The 24,359-nt window shown below is 66.6% G+C and carries 22 protein-coding genes; 15 read left to right on the forward strand and 7 right to left on the reverse strand.

The window, feature by feature from the left end; all coding sequences use genetic code 11:
* Positions 1–19: 19 nt before the first annotated feature.
* Positions 20–2,530, reverse strand: coding sequence for a DEAD/DEAH box helicase (locus HLAC_RS12640; RefSeq protein ID WP_015911230.1), 2,511 nt, complete (start codon positions 2,528–2,530; stop codon positions 20–22).
* 303 nt (positions 2,531–2,833) lie between these two features.
* Between HLAC_RS12640 and HLAC_RS12645 the strand changes: the two genes are divergently transcribed.
* Positions 2,834–3,277, forward strand: coding sequence for a DUF5807 family protein (locus tag HLAC_RS12645; RefSeq protein WP_015911232.1), 444 nt, complete (start codon positions 2,834–2,836; stop codon positions 3,275–3,277).
* Positions 3,278–3,304: 27 nt separating this feature from the next.
* On the opposite strand, the gene HLAC_RS12650 is transcribed toward HLAC_RS12645, so the two are convergent.
* From HLAC_RS12650 to HLAC_RS12660, 3 genes are all read right to left on the reverse strand, one after another.
* A complete protein-coding gene (locus HLAC_RS12650) occupies positions 3,305–4,957 on the reverse strand; it encodes a long-chain fatty acid--CoA ligase (RefSeq protein ID WP_015911233.1) in 1,653 nt (550 codons plus the stop codon).
* 212 nt (positions 4,958–5,169) lie between these two features.
* Entirely contained in the window at positions 5,170–6,471 is a 1,302-nt protein-coding gene (metX, locus tag HLAC_RS12655; protein ID WP_015911234.1) for a homoserine O-acetyltransferase MetX, read from the reverse strand.
* A gap of 4 nt (positions 6,472–6,475) precedes the next feature.
* Positions 6,476–7,774 carry an O-acetylhomoserine aminocarboxypropyltransferase/cysteine synthase family protein gene (locus tag HLAC_RS12660; RefSeq protein ID WP_015911235.1) on the reverse strand — a complete coding sequence of 433 codons (1,299 nt, stop codon included), beginning with the start codon at positions 7,772–7,774 and terminating at the stop codon, positions 6,476–6,478.
* Between the two features lie 155 nt (positions 7,775–7,929).
* Here HLAC_RS12660 and recJ point away from each other — a divergent pair, with 155 nt between their 5' ends.
* The gene (recJ, locus tag HLAC_RS12665) at positions 7,930–9,351 is read left to right on the forward strand and encodes a RecJ family nuclease (RefSeq protein WP_015911236.1); all 1,422 of its coding nucleotides are present in this window, start codon (positions 7,930–7,932) and stop codon (positions 9,349–9,351) included.
* Positions 9,352–9,390: 39 nt separating this feature from the next.
* Here the strand turns inward: recJ and HLAC_RS12670 are convergent, their stop codons facing one another.
* A complete protein-coding gene (locus HLAC_RS12670; protein WP_015911237.1) occupies positions 9,391–9,954 on the reverse strand; it encodes a response regulator transcription factor in 564 nt (187 codons plus the stop codon).
* Between the two features lie 144 nt (positions 9,955–10,098).
* Here HLAC_RS12670 and HLAC_RS12675 point away from each other — a divergent pair, with 144 nt between their 5' ends.
* The gene (locus tag HLAC_RS12675) at positions 10,099–10,827 is read left to right on the forward strand and encodes an RAD55 family ATPase (RefSeq protein ID WP_015911238.1); all 729 of its coding nucleotides are present in this window, start codon (positions 10,099–10,101) and stop codon (positions 10,825–10,827) included.
* A gap of 70 nt (positions 10,828–10,897) precedes the next feature.
* Here HLAC_RS12675 and HLAC_RS12680 read toward each other — a convergent pair whose 3' ends face one another.
* Positions 10,898–11,236 (reverse strand): helix-turn-helix domain-containing protein, encoded by a 339-nt coding sequence (locus tag HLAC_RS12680; protein WP_015911239.1) that lies wholly within the window; start codon positions 11,234–11,236, stop codon positions 10,898–10,900.
* 183 nt (positions 11,237–11,419) lie between these two features.
* Between HLAC_RS12680 and HLAC_RS12685 the strand changes: the two genes are divergently transcribed.
* The 3 genes from HLAC_RS12685 to HLAC_RS12695 all read left to right on the forward strand — a co-directional run bounded on the left by HLAC_RS12685 (position 11,420) and on the right by HLAC_RS12695 (position 13,578).
* Positions 11,420–11,758, forward strand: a complete 339-nt coding sequence (locus HLAC_RS12685; protein ID WP_015911240.1) for a DUF7521 family protein — start codon at positions 11,420–11,422, stop codon at positions 11,756–11,758.
* A gap of 337 nt (positions 11,759–12,095) precedes the next feature.
* Complete coding sequence (locus HLAC_RS12690; RefSeq protein ID WP_015911241.1) at positions 12,096–12,827, forward strand: archaellin/type IV pilin N-terminal domain-containing protein; 732 nt, start codon at positions 12,096–12,098, stop codon at positions 12,825–12,827.
* An 85-nt stretch (positions 12,828–12,912) separates the two neighbouring features.
* On the forward strand, positions 12,913–13,578 hold the full coding sequence (locus HLAC_RS12695) for a DUF7500 family protein (RefSeq protein WP_015911242.1): 666 nt from the start codon (positions 12,913–12,915) through the stop codon (positions 13,576–13,578).
* A 34-nt stretch (positions 13,579–13,612) separates the two neighbouring features.
* Here the strand turns inward: HLAC_RS12695 and HLAC_RS12700 are convergent, their stop codons facing one another.
* A complete protein-coding gene (locus HLAC_RS12700) occupies positions 13,613–14,095 on the reverse strand; it encodes a zinc ribbon domain-containing protein (protein ID WP_015911243.1) in 483 nt (160 codons plus the stop codon).
* A gap of 227 nt (positions 14,096–14,322) precedes the next feature.
* Between HLAC_RS12700 and HLAC_RS12705 the strand changes: the two genes are divergently transcribed.
* The 9 genes from HLAC_RS12705 (at position 14,323) to HLAC_RS12745 (ending at position 24,358) form a co-directional block, all read left to right on the forward strand.
* A complete protein-coding gene (locus HLAC_RS12705; RefSeq protein ID WP_015911244.1) occupies positions 14,323–16,737 on the forward strand; it encodes a BGTF surface domain-containing protein in 2,415 nt (804 codons plus the stop codon).
* 102 nt (positions 16,738–16,839) lie between these two features.
* Complete coding sequence (gene cheY / locus HLAC_RS12710) at positions 16,840–17,196, forward strand: chemotaxis protein CheY (protein WP_015911245.1); 357 nt, start codon at positions 16,840–16,842, stop codon at positions 17,194–17,196.
* The gene (locus HLAC_RS12715; protein ID WP_015911246.1) at positions 17,196–18,395 is read left to right on the forward strand and encodes a chemotaxis protein CheC; all 1,200 of its coding nucleotides are present in this window, start codon (positions 17,196–17,198) and stop codon (positions 18,393–18,395) included. The genes cheY and HLAC_RS12715 overlap by 1 nt, the downstream gene beginning before the upstream one ends.
* Complete coding sequence (locus HLAC_RS12720) at positions 18,392–18,919, forward strand: chemotaxis protein CheD (RefSeq protein ID WP_015911247.1); 528 nt, start codon at positions 18,392–18,394, stop codon at positions 18,917–18,919. Before HLAC_RS12715 ends, HLAC_RS12720 begins: the two co-directional genes overlap by 4 nt.
* 119 nt (positions 18,920–19,038) lie before the next feature.
* Positions 19,039–20,901: a FlaD/FlaE family flagellar protein gene (locus HLAC_RS12725; RefSeq protein WP_015911248.1), complete on the forward strand. Its 1,863-nt coding sequence runs from the start codon at positions 19,039–19,041 to the stop codon at positions 20,899–20,901.
* A complete protein-coding gene (gene arlF / locus HLAC_RS12730; protein WP_015911249.1) occupies positions 20,891–21,358 on the forward strand; it encodes an archaellum stator protein ArlF in 468 nt (155 codons plus the stop codon). Before HLAC_RS12725 ends, arlF begins: the two co-directional genes overlap by 11 nt.
* On the forward strand, positions 21,359–21,856 hold the full coding sequence (gene arlG, locus HLAC_RS12735; protein WP_015911250.1) for an archaellum stator protein ArlG: 498 nt from the start codon (positions 21,359–21,361) through the stop codon (positions 21,854–21,856).
* Between the two features lie 2 nt (positions 21,857–21,858).
* On the forward strand, positions 21,859–22,608 hold the full coding sequence (arlH, locus tag HLAC_RS12740; protein WP_015911251.1) for an archaellum protein ArlH: 750 nt from the start codon (positions 21,859–21,861) through the stop codon (positions 22,606–22,608).
* A 76-nt stretch (positions 22,609–22,684) separates the two neighbouring features.
* On the forward strand, positions 22,685–24,358 hold the full coding sequence (locus HLAC_RS12745; RefSeq protein WP_015911252.1) for a type II/IV secretion system ATPase subunit: 1,674 nt from the start codon (positions 22,685–22,687) through the stop codon (positions 24,356–24,358).
* The last annotated feature ends 1 nt before the right edge of the window (position 24,359 follow it).

Genomic DNA, 24,359 nt, shown 5'->3' on the forward strand with positions numbered 1-24,359 from the left:
GCTGGCGGAAACGCGGGCGTTACTCGTACTCGCTCCCGACGACTTCACGGATGCGCTCGGCGGTCACCGGGCCGACCCCGTCGACCTCCAGTAGGTCGTCCTCCGGCGCGGTCATCACGGCCTCGACGGTGCCGAAGTGTTCGAGAAGCGTGCGCGCGGTGACCGGGCCGATGTCGGCAATGGAGGAGACGACGTACTCCTGCTGTTCGGCGCGGGTCTTCGCCGTCTTCTCGCCGTGGACGCTCACCTCGCGGTCCCGCGTCTCCTGCTCGCGCTTGGCGATCGTCGCGAGCAGTTCGGTGGTGTCCGACTCGCCCTCGGTGCGGAGGACGCTCACATCGAAGTCGACCGCGAGCGACGCGAGCGCGCCGCGAATCGCGTTGGGGTCGATGTCGCGCTGGCCGTAGAGGTTCGTCCCCTCGACGACCATCACGGGGCGGGCGTACGCCCGCGAGAGCTCGCCGACCTGCTCGAACATCGACCGATCGGAGTCGAGCATCGAGTCGACGAAGTCCGCCGCCGACTTGCGCTCGACGGCAACCCGGTCGGAGAGCACGTAGTCGCCGACCGCGAGCGTCTCCAGCCGGGTGACGAGTCCGTCGCGCGTCGAGAGGTCCTTCGCGATGGTGGAGTCGAGCTCGCGCTGATCGACGACGACTTCGACGCCCTCGTCGACGCCAGCGGTCGCGACGACGCCGGCATCGTCGCTGTCCCCCTCGCTTGCCTCGACCTCGCCGGCATCGTCGCTGTCTCCCTCGCTCTCGTCGCCCCCGTCGCTCTCGTCGCCTCCGTCGTCATCGTTATCCTCCCCATCGGCGTCTCCGTCTCGCGCCTCCGCCGCGAAGTCGGTGAGTCCGGCGTCGGTGTTGTCGTCGTCGCCGCCATCGTCACTGTCTGCCGCGCTATTGTCGGCTTCCGGCTTCGTGTCGTTCCCGGCGGATCCCCCGGCGAACGCGTCGAGCCCCGCCTGTCCATCGTCGACGGTCTCTTCAATGTCGTCGGTCGCTTCCTTCAGTTCGGCGAGCTGGCTGGCCATCTTCTTCTCGCGGCGCCGCGAGATCCAGAAGAACGCCTCGTCGCGGGTGTCTTCTGCCATCAGGACGACGACTTTCCCCTCGGCCTGCCGGCCGGTCCGGCCCTTGCGCTGGATCGAGCGGATCGCGGTCGGGACCGGCTCGTAGAAACAGACGAGATCGACCTCTGGGACGTCGAGCCCCTCCTCGGCGACGCTCGTGGAGACGAGTACCTCGAAGTCCCCGGCTTTGAACTCGTCGAGCGTCTCCTGTTGCTGTTTCTGGCTCATTCCGTCGGAGCCCTCCTTGTCGCCCTGTCCGACGAACTTCCGCACGTCGAAGCTCGTCGAGAGGAACTCCACGAGCGCCTCCGCGGTGTCGCGGGACTCGGTGAACAGAATGGCACGCTCGCCCTCGTTGATCCCGAGCGTCTCCGCCAGCAGGATGCGGGCCTTCGAGAACTTCGGGTGGAGCCCGTCGAACGCCTCGGCCTTCCGCATCGCCTCGCGCACTTTGGGGTCCGCGACCATCCGCTGGCTCGCCTTCGAGGCACCGGAGGAGCGCGCGGCCTCGCGCTGGCGCTCGAAGTAGCGACGAACGGATTCGACCGACTGGGTCTCGACCAGCTCGGTCGCACGCCGGAGCTTCATCACCTCGGCGTGGGTGGACATCCCTTTGTACCCGTCCGACTGGTCGTTGTCCATCATCTTCTTCAGCTTCCCGCGCATCTCGTTGAGGTCGCGCTGGGAGAGGTCGGGGCTTGTCTTGTTCGTCACGCCGAGCGACTTCAGCTTCTCCAGTCGGTCGGTTATCACCTCGTTGAGGGCGTCGCGGATCGCGATGACCTCGTCGGGGAGCGTGACCTGCTCCCACTGCACGTCGGTGTCGTGGGTGTACTCGTCGACGTCGGCGTCCTCCTCGGTCATCACTTCCACGTTCGAGAGCCCGAGGTTCTCACAGACCGTCTCGATCTCCTCGGTGTCGCCGCCGGGCGAGGCCGACATCCCGGTGACGAGCGGGTCGGCCGCGTCGGCGTGGTAGCGCTCGGCGATGTAGACGTACGCGTAGTCGCCGGTCGCGCGGTGACACTCGTCGAAGGTGCAGTGGGTCACGTCGCGCAGCGAGATCCGGTTGCCGACCAGATCGTTCTCGACGACCTGCGGAGTCGCGATCACGATCCGGGCGTCGTTCCAGAGCGCGGCGCGATCGTCGGGTTTCACGTCGCCGGTGAACACGACGATCTCGTCGTCCGGAATCGAGAGCGCCTCGCGGTAGAAGTCGGCGTGCTGCTGGACGAGGGGTTTTGTGGGGGCTAAAAAGAGCGCCTTCCCGCCGACTTCGTGGAGGCGCTCGGCGGTGACGAGCAGGCTGACCGTCGTCTTGCCGAGACCGGTCGGGAGACAGACGAGTGTGTGTTCGTCGGCCGCGGCGTCCGCGAGCTGGAGCTGGTAGCGGCGCCGCTGAAGGAAGTCGTCGACGAGCAGGGGTCTGTCGATGCCGGTGGCCTCAGTCGCCATCGGCGGGGCTTCGCCGCCGTCGGCCTAAAGCCTTCGCGAACCGGGGTGAAAGTTAACAGTCACCGGATCGCTCCTCTCGGAGCTTCTCCGGCACGTTCTCGTCGACCAGGTTCGCCCACTCGACGAGCCGGTCTTCGGATGGCGTTTGCGCACTCATCACACGACTGATCTCAGTGGTTCGTATTAACACTTACCCCGATTCCGCGCGAGTTGGGGGGCGTCGGGGGCGAGACGGGCCGGATCGAGGCGGGCGCCCTCGGGCCGACTCGCACGCTTTTTACGGTTCACGTGCGTCCGGCCGGCATGAGCAACCTCGACGAGTTCCTCGCGGGCGAGCGGCTCGACGACGTGGTCTTCTACCTGAGCGACGCGTATCTCGACGACGACTCCCGGCTCCGCAACGTCGGCACTGAGACTGACGGTGGGGTTCGGCTGATCCTCGACGGGGAGACCGGTCGGTCCGCGTTTCAGGCCGGAACCGGTATGGGCGCGATGGAGTTCGCGAAGACGGCGATGGGCGCCGAAGGCGAGATCGCGCGATTGCTCGACGACGGGGCGTGTCCGTTCACCGAGGAGAATCCCGACGACGATCACGAGATCCGGTTCATCTTCGCGTTCGCGGAGGCGCAAAATGAGGAAGTCGGCGGGCTCTACGCCGAGGGCGACGTGATCCACGCGTACGCCCACTGCACCTGTGGGGAGAGCTACTCGCACAAGTGGGTCATCGGCGACCGCGACGGCGAATAGACCACCCGCGGTCGACCCGTTAACGACCTACTCCTGTTCGGGCGCGTCGTTTTTCGGAACGGACCCCTCCACGAGCGACTGGTCGGCGTACTGTTCCCGGAGGTCCTTTTTCGAGAACTTACCGGTGGCGGTCTTGGGCACCTCGTCGATGAACTCCACCGCGTCCGGTACCCACCATTTCGGGTAGTCCTCGCGGAGTCCGGCCTCGATTTCCTCGACGAGCGCCTCGCGGTCGACACCGTCGGCCGCGACGACGAACGCGACCGGGCGCTCCTGCCAGCGCTCGTGCGGGACGCCGACCACGGTCGCCTCGCTGACGCCGTCGTAGGCCATAATCGCGTTCTCCAACTCGACACTGGAGATCCACTCGCCGCCCGACTTGATCACGTCTTTCGTCCGGTCAACGAGCTGGATGTAGCCGTCCTCGTCGACGGTGACCACGTCGCCAGTCTTCAGCCAGCCGTCTTCGAACCCCTCCTCGCTGGCGTCGGGGCGTGCGAAGTACTCTTGAGTGACCCACGGGCCGCGGATCCGGAGCTCGCCGAACGCCTCGCCGTCCCACGGAATCTCCTCGTCGTTCTCATCGATCACCTCGAACTCCAATCCGGGGACGACGAGTCCCTGTTTCGAGCGCTTGTCGACCTGCGTCTCGTAGTCGGCGTCGCGCAGGTCCGAGGTGAGGTGCGAGACGGTGCCGATCGGCGACAGCTCAGTCATCCCCCACGCGTGGAGCACCTCGACGCCCCGGTCGTCGTACCACTCGATCATCGACCGCGGCGCAGCCGCGCCGCCGACGATCACGGTGTCGAGCGTCGAGAGGTCCACGTCGTTGCCCCCCGTGATGTACTCCTGGAGGCCGAGCCACACCGTCGGGACGCCCGCGGAGACGGTCACGCCCTCTTCCTCGATCAGCGCCGCAAGGTCGGCCGGGTCCGGCGACGGCCCCGGATAGACGTGTTTCGCGCCCGCCGCGGTCGCGGTGAACGGCATCCCCCACGCGTTGACGTGGAACATGGGGACAACTGGCATGACCACGTCGGAGTCCTCCATCGGGATCCCCTGTGGCGTCTGGGAGGCCATCGTGTGGCTCCACAGCATCGACTGGGTGTACTCAACGCCCTTCGGCTTCCCCGTCGTCCCGGAGGTGTAACAGAGGCCGGCGGGCTGGTCGCTGTCGAGGTCGGGCCAGTCGTAGTCGGTCGGTTGGTCAGCGATGAACTCCTCGTACGGTGTGGCATCAAGCGCGTCGATCTCTGACGAGCCCATGGAGACGAAGTCGACGTCGTCGAACTCCGCGGCGCCATCGGCGGCGCCGGCGAGTTTCGGCGCCAGCGATGCGTCGACGAAGACAATCTCGTCGGCGGCGTCGTCGACGATGTACTGGATATGCTCGTCGGGTAGAAGCGGGTTGATCGTGTGGAGCTGCGCGCCGGTGCTCGGGACGCCGAAGTACGTCTCGAAGTGGCGGGTGTGGTTCCAGCAGAACGTCGCAACCCTGTCGCCGCGTTCGATCCCGTACTCGTCGAGCGCGTTCGCGAGCTGTGCGGTTCGGTCAGCGTACTCAGCGTACGTGTGCCGCGTCCGCCCCTCGTGAGTCCGGGAGACGATCTCGGTGTCGGGGTACAGTCGTTCGGCGCGCCACAGGAACGGTCGAAGCGTCTGGGAGTGTCCACCGGGCATACCTCACACACCACGGAGTCAAGAACTATGAACGTTGTCATGGTTGATCGTGTACGTATGAGGTGGGTGATTTTGACTGCTCAGAGGTGCACCGATAAGTATTGACACCGATCCGGCGGTGAACGCCTCCAAAGCCCCAGCTCGTCGCGGCCGTCGATGGCGACCGCTCGCAGGCGCGCCAACAGCACAGCAGCTATGGTTGTAAACCTCAACTACCCTTTAAAAAGGCTCGCGTGAACCGGCGCGTGGTCCCGCTCGGGCCGCGCGGAGTCGTTACCCCCACCGCCGCCGTCATCGGAGACCGCCCGACCTCCGACCCCCTCCACGAGGAAGTCACGCAGCGGCGGGCCGACATGTTCGGGCTCGACGAGGAACGCGTCGTGGCCGTGATCGGAGTCGATCACGTGGTGGGCGACGGGGACATCCCGATCGCGGAAGGCGGCCGCAAGCGACGACGACTGCTCGACGGTGAAGTGCCAGTCGGCGGTAAAGCTCATCAACAGCGCCTCGCCCTCGAAGGCGGCGAGCGCGTCGGCGTCGGTGCCGTGGCCGGCGGAGAGGTCGTACTCGTCCATCGCGCGCGTGAGGTAGAGGTAGCTGTTGGCGTCGAACCGCTCGCTGAACCCCTCCGCCTGATAGTCGAGGTACGACTCCACCTCGCGGTACGGGAAGAAGGCCGCCGTTGGCTCCGGCGGGAGACCCAAATCTCCCTCCTCGCGGGTCAGCGAGTCGCGGCCCGCCGAGCGACGACCGAACTTCCGCTCCATCGACGCCTTCGAGAGGTACATGATGTGCCCGATCTGACGGGCCAAGGCGAGCCCTTCGTCCGGCGAGGGGCGGCCCTCGCCGTAGTAGTTGCCCCCGTTCCAGTTCGGGTCCGCGCGGATCGCCCGCCGGGCGACCGCGTCGAGCGCGAGACACTGCGCGTCGAGGCGACCGGCGGTCGCGATGGCGACCACGCGGTCGACGTCGTCGGGGTAGCGCTTCGCCCACTCCAAGACGTTCATCCCGCCGACGCTCCCGCCGACGACGGCTCGGAGCCGGCCCACGCCGAGGTGGTCCAGCAGACGGCGCTGCGAGCGCGCCCAGTCCTCGACCTGCACCGGCGGGAAGGCGGTCCCCCACCGGTCGTGATCGGGTTCCTCGGGGAGGTCGAGGTCGGCTGGGCGCTCGCTCGCCGGCCCCGTGGTGCCGTAACAGGAACCGGGAACGTTCGCGCAGACGACGTAGTACTTCGTGGTGTCTATCGCCTTCCCCGGGCCGACGATGTCGTCCCACCACGCGCGGGCCTGTCCGGCCTGCCCGGCTCCGCGGGTCCCCTCGTTGCGCTCCGGCGCGGGCGACCGGGCGACGTTCTGGCTACCGGTGAGCGCGTGGCAGACCAACACCACGTTGTCGCCGTCGAACTCGCCGTGGGTCTCGTAGGCGACCTCCAGATCGGGGACCGACTGGCCGCACTCGAAGACGAACTCCCCGAGAGCGGCGACGCCGTGGTCGGTCGGAACGGTGCTCACGGCGTCACACCTCCGTGTCGGTCGCGGCGCGTTCGCCGGCGGTGAGCCCCTGATCGAGGTCGGCGATCACGTCGTCTGCGTCCTCGATTCCGACGGAGAGCCGGAGCATCTCCGGGTAGACCCCGGCGAGCCGCTGTTGCGTTTCGTCCATCTGCGCATGCGTGGTCGAGGCCGGGTGGATGACCAGCGTCTTCGCGTCCCCGATGTTCGCGAGGAAGCTCGTCAGGTCGACGGCCTCGCAGAAGGTCTTGGCGGCCTCGTAGCCGCCGTCGACGCCGAAGGTGACCATCCCGCCGTAGCCGTCGAGGTATTTGGCGGCGTTGTCGTGGCTCTGGTGGTCCTCGAAGCCGGGGTACGTCACCCAATCGACCCGGTCGTCGTCTTGGAGGAACTCGGCGACGGTCCGGGCGTTCTCGCAGTGGCGCTCCATCCGGAGCGGGAGCGTGTTGAGCCCCTGAATCGTCTGCCACGCGTCGAACGGCGACTGCTGGCCGCCGGTCGGCCGCACCCCGCGCTGCCGGGCGACGTTGCCGAAGGCGGCGTCGCCGAACCGCTCGACGAAGTCGATCGGGTAGGCGGGGGACTGCCCGTCGAGTTCGTCGTAGTCGGCGTCGGGGTGGTCCCACGGGAACTGGCCGCCGTCGACGACGATGCCGCCGACGGTCGTCCCGTTGCCCGTGATCCACTTCGTCGTCGACTCCCAAACGATGTCGGCGCCGTGCTCGAACGGCCGACAGAGGTAGGGGGTCGCGAACGTGTTGTCGACCACGAGCGGGACCGCATTCTCGTGGGCGATCTCCGCGAGCCGCTCGAAGTCGGGCGTGACGAGCGAAGGGTTCGCGACCGTTTCGACGTGGACGAACGCGGTGTCGTCGTCGATCGCGTCCGCGTACGCCTCGTCGTCGAGCGTGTCGACGAGTCGGGCCTCGACTCCGCGGCGGTTCGCGATGCTGGTGAGGTACGCGGCCGTGCCGCCGTACATCTCGGAACTGGCGACGACGTTGTCGCCCGCGCTCGCGAGCACGGTCGTTATCGCGTCGAACGCGGCCATCCCCGAGCCGGTCGCGACCGCGTCGGAGCCGCCCGACAGGTCGGCGATCCGGTCTTCGAGGACGCTCACGGTCGGGTTGGAGAGCCGGGAGTAGATGTGGCCCTCCGCCCGGAGCGCGTACATCTCCGCCGCCGTCTCCGCGTCGTCGAAGACGAACGAGGTCGTCTGGTGGATCGGGGTCGCGCGCGACCCGGTCGCCGGGTCGGCCTCGGCGCCGGCGTGGAGACTCCGGGTGTTGAACCCACGTGTCATGTGTGTAGTGCATATATCTACAAACATCTATAACCGTCAGTTACGGCAAGTGATGCCTCCGCCTGTGTCGGAGCGGAGACGGCGAGACGCGCAGTCGCTTCCCGCCGACCGGCCGAAGCGTGAGTTTATCCCCGATCGCGAGCCAACGAGTCGTAATGGCAGTCGCCGATCCTCCCGTGCCGGAGCTCACTGCGCGCGCGAACGCCTGCGCCGGCCGGCTCCGCGCAGCGGACCGCGTGCTACTCGCGTCCCACATCGACGCTGATGGGCTTACCAGCGGCGCAGTCGCCTCGACGGCGCTCGCGCGGGCCGGGATCGACCACGAGGTCGTCTTCGAAAAGCAGCTCGACGCCGAATCGATCGCGGGGATCGCCGCGCGTGAGTTCGACGTAGTGCTCTTTACCGACTTCGGCTCCGGACAGCTCGACGTGATCGTTGGCCACGAGGATCGCGGCGACTTCGTCCCCGTGATCGCCGACCACCATCAGCCAGCCGACCGTGACACGGATTTCCACCTCAACCCCCTCCTTGAGGGGCTAAACGGCGCGAGCGAGCTGTCGGGCGCGGGCGCGAGCTACGTGCTTGCCCGCGCGTTGGAGGGCCCCGACGGCGACAACCGTGACCTCGCCGCACTGGCGGTGGTGGGCGCGGTCGGCGACATGCAGGACTCCGACGGCGGGCTCATCGGCGCCAACGAGGCGATCGTCGCCGACGGCGTTGACGCCGGCGTCATCGAGACACGGACGGACTTGGACCTGTACGGCAGGCAGACGCGCCCGCTCCCGAAACTTCTTGAGTACGCCTCTGACGTGAAGATCCCGGGTGTCTCGAACGACGAGGCGGGTGCGATCTCCTTCCTCACCGACCTCGACATCGAGGTGAAACGCGACGGAGAGTGGCGGCGTTGGGTCGACCTCGATGCAGGGGAGCGACAGATTCTCGCGTCCGGACTGATGCGCCGCGCCGTCGCCTCCGGCGTCCCCGCCGACCGGATCGAGGCGCTCGTCGGTACCTCCTACACCCTCGTCGACGAGGAGCCCGGCACAGAGTTGCGGGACGTAAGCGAGTTTTCCACGCTCCTCAACGCCACCGCCCGGTATGAACGGGCCGACGTGGGACTCGCGGTGTGTCTCGGCGACCGGGGTGACGCACTCTCCGAGGCGCGCCGGCTCCTCCGGAACCACAGAAAGAACCTCTCTGAGGGGCTTCAGTGGGTGAAAAGCGAGGGCGTCACTGAGGAGCAGCACCTCCAGTGGTTCGACGCTGGCTCGCGGATCCGCGAGACGATCGTCGGGATCGTCGCGGGGATGGCGATCGGCTCGCCGGCGCTCGATCGCTCGAAGCCCGTAATCGCGTTCGCCGAGGAGAGCGCCGAGGAGCTGAAGGTGTCCTCGCGGGGATCACACTCCCTGGTTCGGCAGGGACTCGACCTCTCCGCAGTGATGCGAGAGGCGAGTCAGGCCGTCGGCGGCGACGGCGGCGGTCACGACGTGGCCGCGGGCGCGACGATCCCGATCGGCGAGCGCGATGCGTTCGTCGCCGAGGCGGACCGGCTGATCGGCGAACAGCTCTCGTAGCGACGTATCGAGGAGAACAGAAGCGTCAATCCGGCCGCGTCAGGCCTCACCGAGATCACGGAACATCGCGCGGTAGTCGTCGGAGGATAGCGACTCGCCGAGCTCGTCGATGTTGGCGTCGAGGTCTTCGAGCCGCTCGACCAGTTCGGCGTACGACTCGTTCCCTTCACGTTGGGCGGCCGGCTTCTGGGTGTTGAGCACCGCGCGCTTGCTCGCCAACGCCGCGGCCTCCTGGATCAGGCCGTCGTACTCGCTGCGGGTCAACAGCGTCTCGATCGCCGCCAGCAGCTTCGAGCGACTGACGGGCTTGGTGAGGTACAGATCGAACCCCATGTCGATGATGTCAAAGTCGGGCTCGACGGCGGTGACCATCGCGACCCGACAGTCGTAGCCGGCCTCACGGATGTGTTCGAGCACGTCGTCGCCGCTCCCGTCTGGGAGTCGACGGTCGAGCAACACCACGTCGACCGCGCCGTCGACCCGATCGATCGCCTCGGCGGCTGTCTCGGCGAGATCTACGTCGTATCGCTCTTCGAGGAAGCCGGCGTACAACGCGGCGATATCCGGCTCGTCCTCGACGACGAGGACCGATGGATTGCTCACCGCCGATCACCGCCGGGGTCGACGGGGGACGCTTCACCGGGCATACACGAAGGGGCGGCGTGTCGAGGAATAAACCTGTCGCCGTCCGTGCGGTCGGTCCGTCGGATCGTCTTTTATATACTCCCGCTGCTAAGAACGGGACGAATGTCAGAACTCGTCTCCACCGGGGTCGAGGGGCTCGACTCGATCCTCACCGGCGGAATCACGGAGCGATCGACGGTCCTCGTCTCCGGAAACCCCGGTACGGGCAAGAGTATCTTTGGGATCCAGTACCTCTACCACGGCGTCACCGAACACGACGAGCGCGGGGTGTACGTCTCCTTCGAGGAGGACGAAGCGGACATCCGCGGCGCCGCCGAGTCGATCGGGTTAGAGGGGTTCGGCGACCTCGTCGACAGCGGCGACATCGTTATCTTGGACAAGCGAGAGATGCTGCGCGAGACCGATTTCTCGACGGCAGTCGACAAGCTGCTCGACACGATCGAAGATGGAGAGTTCGATCGGCTGGTCCTCGACTCGCTATCGATGTTCCAGCTCTTCTTCGACGCCGAACAGGAGAAGCGGACGTACCTGCTGAAGTTCTCGGACATCCTCAAGGCCCCCGGGCTGACCTCGCTGCTCATCAACGAGCAGGGCGCGGTGTTCCCCGACACCGAGGTCGGACTGGAGAACTTCCTCACCGACGGGAATATCTACTTCATCCAGACGCCGACCGACTCCGGCGTCAACCGCTACGTCTGGGTGGCAAAGATGCGGAAGCAGGATATCGACACCGACATCTTCCCGATGGAGATCGGTGAGGGCGGGATCACCGTCCACGAGCGGGCCGGCGGATTCTCGATGATGGGGCGGTCAGAAGAGCCCTCGTTCTGACTTCAGCGAGGATACAAACGAACGCGGGCTGGCGGAGACGAACGCGATCTTCGGAGACAAACGCGGAGTGTTACTTACTCGACGAGAGATCACGCCACACGTCATCGAGCCGGTTCTTCACCGCGGAGCGCTCCTCGACCTCCACAGTGAGCCCGTCGCGGAAGTCGACTTCGACGCCGTCGACCTTCCGGCGGTACACCTTCACACGGCGGTGTTCGTCCGAGAGCGGTCGGTCATGGAGCTCAAGCAGGTCAGCTTCCTCGAGTTCGTTGATCCGACGGTAACACGTCGCGATCGGGACGTCAAGTTCGTCGCTGAGGTCCTGTGCGGACATCGCGTCGCCGGTCGCGGTCAGGATATCCGTGTTGTACTTGTTGCCGAGCACCGTGATCAGGTTGTCCCCCACCATTCACGTTATCGAAACTGATTTTTAGTCTTAAAAGGGTATCGGTAATCATTATCGGCCGAGATGCCGCTCCGGGACGCTGTCGAACAGTGTGCCGGGCGTTCGGCTTCTTCGGGTATTTCCGGGTGTTATCGCCGGTGATAGCCGCCACCGTGGGTTTATACGTCGACTCCGGTCACGGTGGGTATGGAGCTCATCGAGGGGCTGTATCTCGTGACGACTACCGTGCTGGCCGGCGCGAGCGTGACGCTGCTCGCGTTCGCGGTTTCGGCGTACCGATCGTCGGGCCGAACGGCGATGGCGTACCTCGCGGTCGGGTTCGGGCTCGTCGTCCTCGCCGCCGTGGCGACGCCCGTGGCCGCCTTCCGGACCTCGTTCGCGAACCCGCAGGCGCTGCTGCTCGTCAACACCGGCCTGCTGGCGGCGTCGATGGCGCTGGTCGCCGGGAGCCTCGCGGTGTACGAACCCGGGACGCGGGAGTTCGTGATCCCCGACTCGGAGCTGGCGCAGATCCAAGATCGCTGAGGCGGGTCGGAACTCCGCGGAGCGGCCGAAGCGATCGGCGGCGGACCAGCGGATTCGGGAAGCGACTGTCCGACGATCGCACGCGAGAGCGTCGCGGATCCGCGTGCCGACCGCGCTCGATCCGACCGTCGATACGGAACTCTCACAGATCCAACGCCGATAATCCGATCACGACTTTGTTGATATATTCAAAAATCATTCGCTAGAAAATAATCCGATAATCGCAACACTGCAGCGTTTTATCAATTTGGATAATCTGCACGGAGTCTTTAATAGGGAAATTACACTTCGTAGCGATAACGCCCGCCGGGCAGGCCGGGGGCCAACGCAACACACAATGTTCGAAACAATACTGAACGAGGAAGAGCGCGGTCAGGTTGGCATCGGTACGCTCATCGTGTTCATCGCGATGGTACTGGTGGCGGCGATCGCCGCCGGTGTCCTGATCAACACGGCCGGCTTCCTCCAGTCGCAGGCGGAAGCAACCGGACAGGAGAGTACGGATCTCGTCTCCGAACGGATCGACGTGACGAGCGAGGTCGGTATCGTCGGGAACAACAGCACCGGCGAACTTGAGTCGATCCGCGTCGCCGTTACCGGTGCGGCCGGGTCCGATCAGATCGACTTATCAGAGACGACGATCCAAGCGGTCGGTCCGAACGGACAGGCGAACCTCGTGTTCACCGACGAGGCTGCAAATGGTACATCTCTAGTCAATAACGAGAGCACATACAATGCGAGCAGCCTCAATGCGAGTGAGTTCGCTGTGCAAGATTCCCAAGGCGATTGGGTCAGCAGTGGCGGTGCAGTGCTGGACGACGAGAACGATTACACCATCGTCCTCAACCCTGGCGCAGAACCGTTCGGGAGCCTCACTGCGGACGGTACCGATGGCACAGCAGTCTACGGTGGAACGTGGACCTACGCTCACCAAACTGCAGACGAAGAGGCCTTCGGACAGAGCCAATCCTCGTCGCTCGAGATCGTCTCGCCCGCGTCGGCGACGACCTCACTCGAACTCACTTCGCCCGACCTCTACAGCGAAGACGGCGAAGCGGTCCGGCTCTAACGAGCCTCGAATAGCCCCCTAACTACCTTCCCGGCGGATCCCTCCGCCCGGAACACCTATTTTCTCGCACCACAACGGCTACGCCATGAGTGACCACGAGGCACCGCCGGCCGACCCCGACGAACTCGACTTCACCGACGACGAGAGCGTCGTCGAGATCGGGGAGAGCCGGTACGTCGTCGGGACGAACGGCCGGCCCAACGTCCGCCGGTCGCAGCCGGACCGGCGCCCCGCCGACGAGACGGGCTTTACGTCCGCCGACCCGTCGAACCCGGCGGAGCGGCGACCGCCGGACCCGGGCGGCGGCTCGGGGGGCGCAGAGGCTGGAGGTGGCGGAAACGCTGACGCGCCCCGCGATGCAGGCGGTCAGGCGCAGGGCGGCCACAGCGCTCCCGAGGTCGACCGCCAGTCGGTGAGCCGATGGCTGGCGAGTTCCTTCGACGACGACGGGTTCACCTACGGGATCGACGCGACGCTCCACGTCGACGGCGACACCACCCGCCAGCGGATGGTCTCGAACGACGTGACGGCGACGTTCGACTCGCTCGTGTCGTGGTTCGCGTCCAACGCGGGCCCGAGCTCGCCGACGCCGGAGGCGCTCGGACTCCTACTCGTCGCGAGCGAGACGACCGTCGACGTGCCGCCGGTGGCGATCAAGCGCTTCGCCGCGAGCCAGGGGCTCACGGCGAGCGACAGCATCGGCGATCTGGTGCGCGCGGCTGAGGAAGCCAACGGCTTCCGGATCGAGTAGCGAGTTCCTCTGGTAGCGATTTTCGAGGACGTGTTTATAAGAGAACGAGCAGCGCGACGCCGAGCAGCGCGAACACCGCGTACAGCCCGGCCATCACCTCGCGTTTCAGCGGGCTCCCGAGCGGCTCCGCGGTCAGACGACGGATCGGCGGGAGGATCGCGATCCCGCCGAGAATTAGGGGGAAGGCGCCGACCTGCGGGACCAGCGTGAGCGCGACGACAATCGTCCCGTAGCCGAACACGTAGCAGCCGCGGCGCCAGAGCTGCTCGCGGTCGGTGAGTTGCTCGGTCGGGACGAACCCGGACCCACCGCCGTCACTCTCGGCGTTCCCGGCGTTTCCGAAGTCCCCACCGCCTCCGCCGCCCGTCCCCCCGGACTCGGCGGCCACCTGCTGGGCCTGCCGCTGTACGTACTCGTCGAGTTCCTCGGCGGCGTCCTCCGTTTGAGGGGCGCCGCAGTCGACGCAGTAGCGGGCCTCGTCGTCGAGCGACGAGTCACATCGGGGGCAGGTCTTCATCCTCATCGAAACCGTACCGCGGGCGGACTTAACTCTTCGGAGCTTTGCTGACGGCCCGATCCCGCTTCGGTCCGTCGATTTACTTCGCGTTCCTCCTCGATGAGTCGATCTGGTTCTCCGACACGATAATCGGGAGGGTACGCTTTAGTCGCTGAGATCCCGAGGACGTACCAACCGACAGCGGGCCGGCGGAACGGCTCGGCCCGTCACGCGAAACGGACACCACGATGACCTCCAGATCTTCACCGAACGGCGCGGATCGGTCCGGCCGGACGACGACGGCCGACGGTCGAAGCGGACGGACCGATTTGGATACCGGGCGCGCCGGCTCGCACACGAAACCGGGCGAGGGGAATGCGGAGAGGGACATGGAAGCGACGCTCCGCGCCCGGCTCTCGGACCTCGGCGTCGTGCTGGTCGCGATCGCGGTACTCCTCTCGTTCCTCAGCGCGGCGGCCACGGGCCCCGCATCAGCGACTCTCATGGGAGGAGATGCGGCGACAGGCGGTGGAGACGAGGTCGCCCCGGCGATCGCGGCTGACGACGAAGCGGAACCGGGTGGCGCCGCCCGGCGGGAGATCAGCGGATCGTTTAGCCGACCGACATACACCGGGACGGCGGGGGATCCCGTGGAGATCAGACACGTCATCGGCGCGTCCGGAAACGATAGCGCGTACCTGCTGATCGGCGGCAACCGGCTTACCGACTCCGGCGGAACGGTCGGGTTCGTCGACGTTGTCAAGGCATCCGGCGGGTCAACGACAATTAACACGCGGCTTCTCGGGACGAACGAGAGCAACGTCGAGAGCTGTAGCGACCCCGCCACGAACTGCGACCTCGAGTTCAGAAACGGGGACGGCGACGTGATCGCGAAGAGCCTCGCGGAGCTGTCCGGCGCGGCTGGCGCAACCGGCGCGAGCGGCCTCGCACGCCCTCTCGCCCCGCAGCGATACCGGCTCGCGGTCACGAACGGGACGTTCATCGTCCGGAACTCCGGTGCGGTGGACCCCGTTAAGGTGGCCGCGGAGTCCGACCTCGTGTTAGAGAGCCCGACGTTCCACGACGACGTCGAGGTGTTCACGACCGCGGACAGCGACGTGATCACCGACGGCGAGGGCGAGACCGAGTCGCTCGGCGCGCTCAGGGAGAACGGGCTCGAGCGCACGGCGGTGACGAAGGGCGACCGCGTCGTGCTGGGCTTCGAGTCGACCGGAATCTGGGGCGCCCTGTCGTACTTCGCCGAGCGGCGGTCGACCGGGGCGATCGAGCCCGGGACCCAGATCGATCACCGAGTCCTCTCCGACCTCCTCGAGGCCGAGGAGGGCGTCTCGCTGCGAATCCGGCAGACGAACCCCGGACGAAACGAGCGGGGGGCGGAGTTCGACCTCGCAAATGCCGACCCGAAGGACGTCACGCTCTATCTCGCGGAGGGAGAGACGCTCGAACGCGGCGAGAGCGATCGGGCGCCCGGTCGGTTCTACCTCGCGATAGACACGAGCGACGGGGGCCCGTTCACCGACGACCCCGAACCGGGCGACGAGTTCGCGGTCGAGTTCGCTCTGGAGGGGACCGACGGCGAGCGGTACGCGTTCCGTGACGGCCAAGAGCCGCCGGCGGCGTTCGAACCGAAGTCGGAGGCGAACGACCGGGTGTCGGAGCAGTATCCGTACCACGAGAGCGCCGACGGTCGGGTGAGCACCGAGGCGTCGTTCAGCGTCAGTGAACGCTACCTCCGCTACGAGCACGTCACCGCCGACCGCGACCTCCTCATCGAGGCCGGCAACGAGAGTATCACCGGGACGACCTCGATCCTGCCCGCGACGGAGCTGTCGGCGACGATTGTCAGGGACGGCGACGAGGGACCGTCACGGACCGAGTCCGAGTTAACGATCGACAGAGGGAACTTCTCCGTGGACAGCGGGCTCGCCGACGCGGCGCCCGGGACGAAGGCGAGCTACCGGCTCTACCGGGGCCAGTCGCTGCAGGACAGCCGGACGGTCCTCGTCGTCTCGGACGCCGGAGATCCCGCCCGTCTGCGGCTGACAAATGGGACGACGACGAATCTCACGGTGACCCGGGGCGAGTCGCTGTCGAATCTCTCTGCGACTGTGCAAAACATCGGGCAGTTGCAGAGCCGGGAGCGGCTGTCACTCGACATCGACGACGGGACGATCGTCGAAGAGCGCCACGTGACGGTCGGGCCGGAAGCCTCGAAAAACGAGACGTTCGGCGAGATCAACGCCAGATTGGAGCCGGGTGAGTACCCGTACGTACTCGCGATCGACGGGCACAGCGTGAACGGAACGCTGACCGTGGAAGCGGACCCGTCGGTGACGCGCGTCGACGACGCTGGCGCCGACGGGGGCGACTCGGCGGCGATCGACGGAGCGGAAGGAGGAGACGGAGGAGACGGAGAGGGCGAGGCAGACGAGGCAGACGGCGACGGCTCGGACGATGGAGGCTCGGATGAAGGGACTTCGAGCGGTGGCGGTGGGGGAGACGCTCCCAACGAGGAACTCCCGGACGACGAGGCGCCAGACGGCGCGTCGCCGACGTTCCTTCCCTTCGGCATCGGGACGCGGGAGACGTTCGGTGGGACGCTCCTCGTCGGCGCGACGTATCTCCTCGGTCACTGGGTATGAGCGCGGTTGGTCTCGCTGTTTTCACCCTCCCGCGATCGGTTCTCAGCGCTGAGAACCGCGGGGGAGTCGTTAAGTGAACGCTGTCCCGCGTTCCGGATAACTATGGCAACGCGCGTGCTTATCGCGGACGATTCGGAGTTCATGCGGAACCTGCTCCGGGAGATACTCGAAGGGGAGTTCGAGATCGTCGGCGAGGCCGAAAACGGCGTTGAGGCGGTCAATATGTACGAGGAACACGGTCCCGATCTCGTGATGATGGACATCGTGATGCCGATCCGCGACGGCATCGAGGCGACGACGGAGATCCTCGAAACGAACCCGGAGGCGACGGTGATCATGTGCACCAGTGTCGGGCAAGAGGAGAAGATGAAGGCGGCCATCAAGGCCGGCGCCGAGGGGTACATCACGAAGCCGTTCCAGAAGCCGAACGTGCTCGACGCCATCGGATCGGCGGTATAATGCGCGTCGACGTTCGGGCGCTCGGCGCCTGTAACCGGTTGGCAGAGCGGGGGGCCAGACAGGCCGCCGGCGCGCTCACCGACCTGACAGGTACGGATCTCTCCGTGGAGGTCACGGGCGCCAGCGTCGCCAGCGGCGAGGACCTCGCCGAGGCGTTCGCCGGCCGGGAGTCGATCGGCGTGAGCGTCGGGCTCCGCGGCGGGCTGGAGGGCGAGGCAGTCCTCGCGTTCGACGCGGAGAACGTCGACGCTCTGCTCTCGCTGTTACCCGGTGGGGCGTCGATGGGACGCAGCGCGGTGACGGAGGTCGGGAACATCGCGCTCGGCGGCTTCCTGGACGGCTGGGCGAACTATCTCGGAGCGGCGATAGACATGACGCCGCCTCGGTACTTCGAGGCCGACGGCGCCGCCGTCCTGCCCGACGGGGCGCTGGCCGGCGACGGCGTGTTCCTCTTCGAGAGCCGGCTGGACGCGACGACGACGGATCTGGACTTCTCCATCTACATGCTTCCCGACTCCGGGAAGTTCCGCGACCTCGTCGTGGGCAAGACCGCGCCGGCCGCGGCGTCGGGCGCGGACGGCGGGGCGGGGACCGACGGCACCGAGAGCACCGCGATCCCGTACGAGTCGCTGTCGACGTTCGCGTCGCTGGCGAAGCGGGGCTCCGCGAACGCCGCCGACAACATCGCGATGATGACGGGCCTCGACACGAGCGTCGACGTGAGCCGACTCCGATTCGTCCCCCTCGCCGACGTACCCGCCGAAGTCGGCGTCGAGCCGCACGCGGGGACCGTCTTCGAACTGCAAGGGGAGCCGAGCGGCTACCTCGCGATCCTCTTCGAAGAGGAGTCCGCGGCGAAGATCGCCGCCTCGATGCTCCCCAGCGAGCCGGACGAGCCGCTCGGCGGGATGGCGGAGAACGCGCTCTGCGAGCTCGGTAACGTGATGACGAGCGGGTTCATCGACGGGTGGGCGAACGTGCTCGGCACGTCGATCACCCACTCGCCCCCGGAGTTCGTCCACGACATCGGCTCGGCGGCGATCAGCCCGCTGGTCGCCAAGCTGAGTCGGCGGCAGGACTACGGGTTCGTAATCGACGCCGCGATTCAGACGGAGGGCGTACAGGCGCGGTGCGACGTGTACGCGCTCCCGGATGAGCGCGAACTGGCGCGGGCGCTCGATCGGCTTTCGGAGCCGTGAGCCACCCCCCGTCGTCTCGCGATCGGACGCCCCGCGACGGGTCCGAAACCCAAGACGCCGGCCGGATCAAGGTCGGCGTCAGCGAGTTGGCGATCGCGACCGGCGGGGAGACGCTGACCACGAGCGGCCTCGGATCGTGCGTCGCCGTGGCGCTCGTCGATCGGTCGACCGGCATTCGGGGGCTGTTACACGCAATGTTGCCGAACGGTACCGGAACCGACACCGGGATCGAACGACCGGGGAAGTACGTCGACACCGGAATCGAGACGCTGCTCGCGGAGTTGGAGGCTGCGGGGGCGTCCACCAGCCGACTGGAAGCGCGCGTCGCCGGCGGCGCGGAGATGCTCGATCTCACGGATGCGGTCGGGCCGCGGAACGTCGCGCGCGTCGAGCAGTCCCTCGATGCGGTCGGGATTCCGGTGGTCGAGCGCGCCGTCGGCGACGGCGTCGGCCGGACCGTCCGGTTCAGGGCCGACGGACGACTCGTCGTTCGTGCCGCTGACGGGTTCGAGCGAACCCTATAAGGGATCGAGCTGACTCTCGGAACCCGCGCAGTCGTCCGATTTTCCGCCAAGTGAATGTCTTCTCACAGTTGATATTTTGAGGGGTGAATTGAAGTGTGTTCTGGGGGTGGTACTCGGTAATGGGCCTCGAACTACCGGTGTGGGGAGCTCCAACGGCCGCATGGATAGTCGCCACGCTGGGGCTCGTCGGTGCGAGCGTCCTCGACAGGTTCCTCGACGATGACGGCTCCGACGACGACGATTCCGGGGGCATGGGCGGCGGCGACGACCCCTTCGGCGGCGGCGGGATGGGCGGCGGTGGCGGCGGGATGGGTGGTGGCGGTGGCGGCGGAATGGGCGGCGGCGACGACTTCGACGACTTCGACGGAATGGACGAGTGGGACGACGACTTCGACGACGGCGGCGGTGGCGGATCGGACACCGACGAGCTGGAGAAACGGCTCGACGACCTGGAGAACGAGGTCTCCTCGCTCTCGTCGACCGTCTCGACCGTCCGTTCGGAGAACGAGGAGATCTCGGCCGCCGTCGACGACATCGAGGAGGACGTGCGGAACTTACTCGACATCTACGAGATGGTCACCCGCGGCATCAATCCGTTCGTCGACGACTCCAGCGGTTTCGACGGGGTCGACGACGGCAGTGAGGGGTCGTTCGGCCTCTTCGACGACGACGAAGAAGAGAACGAAGCCGACGACGATCTCGACGAGGACGTCGCGAACGCGGACGCCGACGGGTTCTTCGACGACGACCTGCTCGACGATGACCTTGAAGACGATGACGACGAGTTCGCCGAGCTGGACGAGGAACCGGACGACGAGCACACGGACGACGGCGACTCCGCCGACGCCGCGTCCGAGACCGCGGCGGCGGACGACGGAGACGACATGAACGACGATGGAAAGAGCTTCAGCGAGCTGAAAGAGGAGTACGACGCCGGGGAGGCCGACTGGGCCGACGAAGACGGCGCCGAAACGGACGCGGATGCGGCCGCGGACGAAGACCCGTTCGACGACGGGGGCGACTCGTTCGAAGACGATCTCGGCGGCGAGCCGGACCCGTTCGACGATGGTCCCGGCGACGATGGGCCCGCCGATGACGGCGTCGACTCGTTCGACGAGGGGATGGGCGCGTTCGACGATGGTCCCGTCGACGACGGTCCGGTGACGAACGGCCACGAGCCGGAGTCGGAACCCGACCCGGAGGCCGACCGCTCGCGCGGCCCACAGCCCGGCGGCGATCCCGCCGAGGCGAGCGGCGACGGCTTCGAGTACGTCCGCGAGGGCGATCTTTCTGGGACCCGCGGCAAGCCGTACCTCACGGAGCTGCCCGGCGACTACGTCGGCGACCTCCTCGTGATGGAGTGGCTGGAGTTCCTCGTCTCCGAGAGCGACGTCACCGACGCGGTACGCGCGATCAACTACTACGAGCGCATCGAGTGGGTCGGTCCCGAGGCCGCCGCGCGGCTCCGCGACTTCCTCTCCGGGTTCGGCACGATCGACCGCAACCTCGTCGACCGACCCGGGACCGACCGGCTGGTCCGTGAGCACCACACCCGCAGTCTCCGGTACGTGACCCAACTCAACGGGACGAGCGGTCATCTGCTGCTGCTCGACCGCTGGGACGATCTCGCCGGCGGTTCGCTGGTCGGGGGCGGCCCGCCACGGATCGGTTCGGGGGGTCGCAGGGGGCGAGGAGGTCACGGGGGGCGCGGTCGTCGCGAGGAACGTTCCCCACGCGAGGATCGCAGTAGCGACGGCCGCGACCGGCACGCGAGCGAGAACGGTCACGGCGGCGACGCGGAAAACCGAAACGGCCACGCGGAGAGACGGAACGGCCACGCGGAGAGACGGGACGACCACGCGGACCGTCACGGGTCCGAGGGCCGCGAGCGCAACGACGGCTCTCCACGGCCGATGAACGACCCGAACCCGCGTTCCGACCGCGCCGACCCGGCCGACGGAGGGTGGGGCGATGGGCGTTAGCGTCTCGGCGTCGACGGCCATCATCGTCGCGGGGCTGTTCTTCGCGTTCACGACGTTCTACCCCGTCGCGGCCAACGGCTTCGACCGCGTCAGCGACGCACAACACGGGATAAACGAGCGCGCGCTCGAACGACAGAACACGGACTTCGCGGTTTCGAACGCGACGTACGACGACACGACCGGCAACCTCACTGTCAACGCCACCAACGACGGCTCGATCGGGCTCGTCGCCGGCGATGCGACGCTGCTCGTCGACAACGAGTACGTCGACGTGGGCGGGGCAAACGCGACCACGACCGTCGACGGCGACGGCGACACCGAGCTGTGGCTCGGCGGCGAGACGCTGACTATCGAGGTCGACAAGAACGATCTCTCGACCGACGTGGTCGCGGGCGAGACCCGCGTCGTCCTCGTCGTCGAGTCCGGCGTCCGCGACACCGCGGAGGTGAGCGCGTAGATGGCCAGCGTTCCCGTCTCGCACCTCATCCTGTTCATCGCAAGTCTCGTGATCGCCGCCGGCGTGGTCGGCACGATCACCACGGGGGTCGATCGCGTGAGCGCGGCGGTCGAGGACGCCGGGCTCGATGCGACCGAACAGCTCCGGACCGACGTGACAATTATCTCCGACGCGAACGCGGGGGTGTACAACGCCAGCGGCCAGCAGAACGTCACGCTCTTGATCAAGAACACCGGCACCTATCGGCTCGCGCCCGACGGCTCGGGACTCGATGTCGTCTTCGACGGCCAGTACATCCCGCCGAGCGCGGCTGACGGCGAGCTCGTCTCTGCCGACAACGGCGCGGTCTGGAGCCGCGGCGACGTGTTGCGTCTCACGATCAACGTGAACGAGCTCGACGGGACGAACGGCGGGCTCGCCGACGGCGACCACCGGGTGTACGTCACCGCCAACGGCGACGAGGAGCTGTTCCAGTTCCGCGTGGAGGGGGGTAACTGACCATGCCGCACGACAACCTGCTCTCGCTCGGCCTCGGCGAGCGCGACCGGCTGAACAAGGAGCTTGGCGGGGGGATCCCCCGCGGGAGCATCGTCCTCATGGAGGGCGACTACGGCGCCGGCAAAAGCGCCATCTCCCAGCGGTTCGCCTACGGACTCGTCGAAGAGGGCGCGTCGGTGACGGTAATGTCGACGGAGCTCACCGTCCGCGGGTTCATCGACCAGATGCACTCGCTGGAGTACGACATGGTGAAGCCACTCCTTCAGGAGGAGCTGCTCTTCCTCCACGCCGACTTCGACTCCGGCGGAGCGTTCTCCGACGACGACGGGGAGCGCAAGGAGCTGCTCAAGCGGCTGATGAACGCAGAGGCGATGTGGAACTCCGATGTCATCTTCCTCGACACGTTCGACGCAATCTTCCGGAACGACCCAACCTTCGAGGCGCTGGTTCGGAAAAACGAGGAACGACAGGCCGCCCTTGAGATCATCTCCTTTTTCCGGGAGATAATCTCACAGGGGAAGGTGGTGGTGCTCACCGTCGATCCCTCGGCCGTCGACGACGACGCGATCGGCCCGTTCCGGTCGATCGCCGACGTGTTCCTCCAGTTGGAGATGATCGAGGTCGGCAACGACATCCGCCGGCAGATCAACGTGAAACGCTTCGCGGGGATGGGTGAACAGGTCGGCGACACGATCGGCTTTTCGGTCCGCTCGGGGACCGGAATCGTCATCGAGAGCCGCAGCGTCGCGTGAACGCATGCCCGAGTCGACGCACAGCCGTCCCGGCCGCCGGGACGCGACCGATCGGACAGGAGACACGGAGTAAGACATGACCGAACACGGAACAGCGAAACCGTCAGACGAACTCCGGAAAGCCGCCATGCGGCGGCCGCACCTCCGCGAGCACCTTCGGGAGTTCAAACAGATAACGGGGGAGTTCCCGCAGTTCATCGAGGAGCCGAAAGACGAGTACGAGTCGAACCGCCCCAACGTCATCTACCCCGTCGGCGGACCGATCTACAGCCACATCTACGGCGACCTCGGACAGGACACCAAGTACTACGCCATCGAGCCGGAGGTCTCCGGCCCGCAGGCGGAGGTCCTCAACGAGGTGAAAAACCGCCTCCTCACGGTGAGCGGCCAGCACAGCGCCCCCGACAGCGAATCCGAGTACGACGACCTCATCGAGGAGCTGTTAGAGGAGGTCACCCATGTCGACGAGCAGAACGGGGGGTTCCGTGGCAGCCTCTCGAAGGTGCTCAACATGGGGAAGCTGTCGGTCACCGAAGAGACCTACGAGAACATCCGCTACCGGCTCAACCGCGACATCGTGGGGCTCGGCCCGCTCGAACCGGTGATGCGCGACTCGGCCAACGAGGATATTCACGTCATCGGTCCCAAGGAGTGTCACGTCGATCACGGCACCTACGGCATGCTGGAGACGACCGTCGACTTCGGCACCCCGAAGGAGTTCGACAACTGGCTGCGCAACATGGGCGAGCGGATCGGCGACCCGCTCTCCGACTCCGACCCCATCGTCGACTCTACGCTCCCGGACGGGTCGCGTATCAACATCATCTACTCCGACGACGTGTCGCTGAAGGGCTCCTCGCTCACGATCCGGCAGGGCGAGGAGGTGCCGCTGTCGATCAACCAGATCACCAACTGGGGGACGCTCTCGCCCGAGCTGTCGGCGTACCTCTGGCTCTGTCTGGAGAACGAGCAGACGGTGTTCGTCGTCGGTGAGACGGCGTCCGGGAAGACGACGACGCTGAACGCCATCCTCTCGTACATCCCGAGCGACTCGAAGATCTACACCGCGGAAGACACCGCCGAGGTCATCCCGCCGCACAACACCTGGCAGCAGCTACTGACCCGTGAGGGCGGCGGCGAGGGCTCCTCCGACGTGGACATGTTCGACCTAGTCGCTGCCGCGCTCCGATCGCGTCCTGACTACATCATCGTGGGCGAGGTCCGGGGCGCCGAGGGGCGCATGGCGTTCCAGGCGGCCCAGACGGGGCACCCGGTCATGCTGACCTTCCACGCGTCCGACATCGTCTCGATGATCCAGCGGTTCACCTCCGAGCCGATCAACGTCCCCGAGACGTTCATGGACAACGCCGACGTGGCGCTGTTCCAGAACCGGGTGAAGCAGGGCGATCAGGTGTTGCGCCGGGTGACCAGCGTTCAGGAGATAGAGGGGTACTCCAAGGAGATGGAGGGCGTCGTCACCCGCGAGGTGTTCAGCTGGGACCCCGTCGAAGACGAGATCGTCTTCCAGGGAATGAACAACTCCTACGTGTTAGAAGAGCAGATCGCGACGCTTCTGGGGTACGCCGACACCCGTGACATCTACGACGACTTGGAGTTCCGCGCGGAGCTGATAGAGCGGATGATCCAAGAGGGGATCTTGGGCTACCACGAGGTGAACAACGCGATCGATTCCTTCCAACGCGACGGCGTCGAGGGGCTCCCCTTCGACATGCACCGGAACGTCAGATAGC

Source organism: Halorubrum lacusprofundi ATCC 49239 (genome assembly GCF_000022205.1).
GTDB lineage: Archaea > Halobacteriota > Halobacteria > Halobacteriales > Haloferacaceae > Halorubrum > Halorubrum lacusprofundi.